The organism is Demequina mangrovi (genome assembly GCF_000759715.1).
Lineage (GTDB): Bacteria > Actinomycetota > Actinomycetes > Actinomycetales > Demequinaceae > Demequina > Demequina mangrovi.
Window position 1 is genome coordinate 1 of the sequence record NZ_BBLU01000026.1, and the last position, 3,493, is coordinate 3,493.

Sequence of the window (3,493 nt, forward strand, 5' to 3'; positions counted from 1 at the left end):
ACGGTCGCCGTCGCGGCGAGGACGGTCGTTGTCGTACGACCGCTGCGGGCGGTCGCCGTCGCGGCGAGGACGGTCACCATCACGACGAGGGCGGTCGCCCTCGCGACGGGGACGGTCACCACCCGAGCTCTTGCGGGGGTTGATGCCGGGGCGCGAGTCGTAGCTCGCGCGGCGCTCGTCGCGCTCGTCCCTGTCGTTCATGATGCTCCTGTCCAGTTGTGCGGACGCTCCCGCCATTCTTGCGCGCCTCGGCGCGAAGAACCGGGTGAGTACGTCCCGAATAAGTCTCAGCTGTGCGTGGTCGCGGCATCCCGAGGTGGCGAGACACGGGACAATGGCGGCGATGAGTGCCACCGATACGTCCCTGCTCGCCCGCCTTCCGGAGACGGCGCCCGACGCTGTTCCCGATCCTGACGCGCTCTACGAGGCCTTCGCTTCATGGGCAGCGGACCGCGACCTACCATTGTACCCCCACCAGGACGAGGCGTTGATCGAGCTCGTCTCGGGCTCGCACGTGATCCTCGCGACCCCGACCGGATCGGGGAAGTCCCTCGTCGCCGCCGGCGCGCACTTCGCCGCCCTCGCGGCGCATCGTGCCGGCACAGGCGGTCGCACCTTCTACACCGCGCCGCTCAAGGCGCTCGTCTCGGAGAAGTTCTTCGCGCTCATCGAGATGTTCGGCTCCGAGAACGTCGGCATGATGACGGGCGACAGCGCGGTCAACCCCGACGCCCCCATCATCTGCTGCACCGCGGAGATCCTCGCGAACCTCGCGCTCCGCGACGGCGACGCGACCGACGCCTCGCTCGTGGTGATGGACGAGTTCCACTTCTACTCCGACCCGCAGCGCGGCTGGGCCTGGCAGGTGCCGCTGCTCGAGCTGCCTCGCACGCAGTTCCTGCTGATGTCGGCGACCCTGGGCGACACCGCCTGGCTGGTCGAGGACCTCGAGCGCCGTACCGAGAGGTCCGTCGCGGAGGTCTCGACGGCCGAGCGTCCCGTGCCGCTCACCTTCGAGTACATGATGGATCCGCTCGCCGAGGTGGTCGAGCGCGTCGTGCAGACGGGCGGGGCGCCCGTGTACATCGTCCACTTCACGCAGAAGGACGCCGTCGAGCGCGCGCAGTCGCTGCTGAGCATGAACGTCGCGACCAGGTCCGAGCGCGACGCGATCGCCGCGGCCCTCGACGGCGTCCGCTTCGGCACGGGCTTCGGCAAGACGCTGAGCCGCTTCCTGCGCGCGGGCGTCGGCGTGCATCACGCGGGCATGCTGCCCAAGTACCGGCGCATCGTCGAACGTCTCACCCAGCAGGGCCTGCTCAAGGTGGTCTGCGGCACCGACACCCTCGGCGTCGGCATCAACGTCCCCATCCGCACGGTCCTGCTCACCTCGCTCGTCAAGTACGACGGCGAGCGCATGCGCCACCTCACCGCGCGCGAGTTCCACCAGATCGCGGGCCGTGCGGGCCGCGCCGGCTACGACACCGAGGGCGTCTGTCTCGTGATGGCCCCGGACCACGTGATCGAGAACCGCAAGGCGCTGCTCAAGGCCGGGGACGATCCGAAGAAGCAGCGCAAGATCGTGCGCAAGAAGGCGCCCCAGGGGCACGTCAACTGGACCGATGCCACCTTCGAGCGGCTGAGGGACGCCGACCCCGAGCCGCTCACGTCGAGCTTCGCCGTCACCCACGCGATGGTCCTCAACATCCTCGCCCGGGGCAGGGACGATGCGCGGAGCGGCCGGGAACCGCAGGACCCGGTGGTCGCGATGCGCGACCTGCTCGCCGCGGTCCACGAGACGCCGGCGCAGCGGTCCGCGCACGCCAGGCAGGCCCTCCGCATCTACTCGTCGCTGCGCAAGGCCGGGGTGGTCGAACGGGTCCGCATCCCCGACCCGTCGCACCCGCGCGGAGCGCGCCCGTCGGTCCGGCTCACGGTCGACGTCCCTCGCAACTTCGCGCTCAACCAGCCGCTGTCCCCCTTCGCGCTCGCCGCGATGGACCTGCTCAACGTCGAGTCGCCGGATCACGCGCTCGACGTGGTCTCGGTGATCGAGGCGACCCTGTCCGACCCGCGCCAGCTGCTCGTGGCGCAGCAGTTCAAGGCCCGCGGCGAGGCCGTGGCCGCGATGAAGGCCGAGGGGCTCGAGTACGAGGAGCGGCTCGACGCGCTCGAGGAGGTCACCTGGCCGCGGCCGCTCGCAGAGCTCCTCGAGCCCGCCTTCGCGATGTACCGCACCTCCAACCCGTGGATCATGGGCGCGGAACTCTCGCCCAAGTCGGTGGTCCGCGACATGCTGGAGAAGGCGATGACGTTCGGCGAGCTCGTCTCCGTCTACGGCCTCGAGCGCACCGAGGGCATCGCGCTGCGCTATCTCGCAGAGGCGTATCGGGCGATGCGCCAGACCGTGCCGGAGGATCACCGCACCGACGAGGTCGCCGAGATCACCGACTGGTTGGGAGAGGTCGTGCGCTCGACCGACTCGTCGCTGCTCGACGAGTGGGAGCGCCTCGCGAACCCGGATGCGCTCCTCGACGACGCGGATCCCGCCGCGCCGGACACCACCGGCACCGTCCGCGGTCCCGCGCGCCCGCTCAGCGGCAACCCGCGCGTGCTCCGTCGGCTGGTGCGCAACGCCATGTTCCGCCGCGTCGAGCTCGCGGCGCGCGAGGACTACCAGGCCCTGGGCGCCCTCGACGGCGCGGCGGGCTGGAACGCCGCCGCCTGGGAGGACGCCCTCGATCCCCTGTTCGACCTCCATGGGGACGATGCGGTGGGCATCGGCCCGAACGCCCGCGCGGCCGCGCTGCTCACCATCGTCGAGGCGGGGACGAGCGGCGAGGACGGGCGCGGGCGCGCCGCCCTCGCGGCGGCGGGGCACGATGCGGCGCCGGCCGGGACGTGGATCGTGCGGCAGGTCATCGACGACCCCGCAGGTGACCACGACTGGGCCATCGTCGCCGCCGTCGACCTCGACGCGAGCGACGAGGCGGGCGGTGTGGTGCTCGAGCTGCTCGCGGTGGGCGACTCCTAGGAGATCGCGGAGGCGCGTCCGTGACGCGAGTCGACGATGATCTTACCCATCGGCATCATCGACACCGGGATGAGCTTGAGGTTCGCCCAGGCGAGCGGGATGCCGATGATGGTGATCGCGAGGGTGAAGGCCGTCACCACGTGCGCGATCGACAGGATGAGCCCGAACGGGATCCAGAGGATGTTGCCCAGCAGCGACCATCCGCCCGCGTTCGGGTCCGCGACGACCTCGCGTCCGAACGGCCAGACCGCGAAGTTGCCGATGCGGAAGCACGCGATGCCCGCGGGGATGCCGATGATGGTGAGGCACGCCAGCGCACCGACGAGGATGTACGAGAACCAGAGGCCGATGCCGGCGAAGAAGAACCAGATGATGTTGAGCAGGGTGCGCATACCTCAGCCTACGTCCGAGCGCGCTGCCAGGCGATAAGAGTGCAGACCTCGATAGCGCAGCCGATTA

2 protein-coding genes and 1 pseudogene are annotated in these 3,493 nt (G+C 70.4%); 1 reads left to right on the top strand and 2 read right to left on the bottom strand.

All coding sequences use genetic code 11. The features are described from left to right. Nucleotides 1-201 (bottom strand): annotated as a pseudogene (locus TR42_RS15105) (primosomal protein); the annotation flags it as partial. Between the two features lie 142 nt (nt 202-343). Between TR42_RS15105 and TR42_RS13860 the strand changes: the two are divergent. Beyond that, a complete protein-coding gene (locus TR42_RS13860; protein ID WP_042216949.1) occupies nt 344-3,034 on the top strand; it encodes a DEAD/DEAH box helicase in 2,691 nt (896 codons plus the stop codon). On the opposite strand, the gene TR42_RS13865 is transcribed toward TR42_RS13860, so the two are convergent. Continuing rightward, nucleotides 3,031-3,426: a YccF domain-containing protein gene (locus TR42_RS13865; RefSeq protein WP_042216951.1), complete on the bottom strand. Its 396-nt coding sequence runs from the start codon at nt 3,424-3,426 to the stop codon at nt 3,031-3,033. The genes TR42_RS13860 and TR42_RS13865 overlap by 4 nt on opposite strands. Nucleotides 3,427-3,493: the final 67 nt, after the last annotated feature.

Excerpts from the sequence above, each read along its gene's own strand:
- TR42_RS13860 (WP_042216949.1), top strand. The coding sequence starts at position 344 with ATGAGTGCCACCGATACGTCCCTGCTCGCCCGCCTTCCGGAGACGGCG.
- TR42_RS13865 (WP_042216951.1), bottom strand. The coding sequence starts at position 3,426 with ATGCGCACCCTGCTCAACATCATCTGGTTCTTCTTCGCCGGCATCGGC.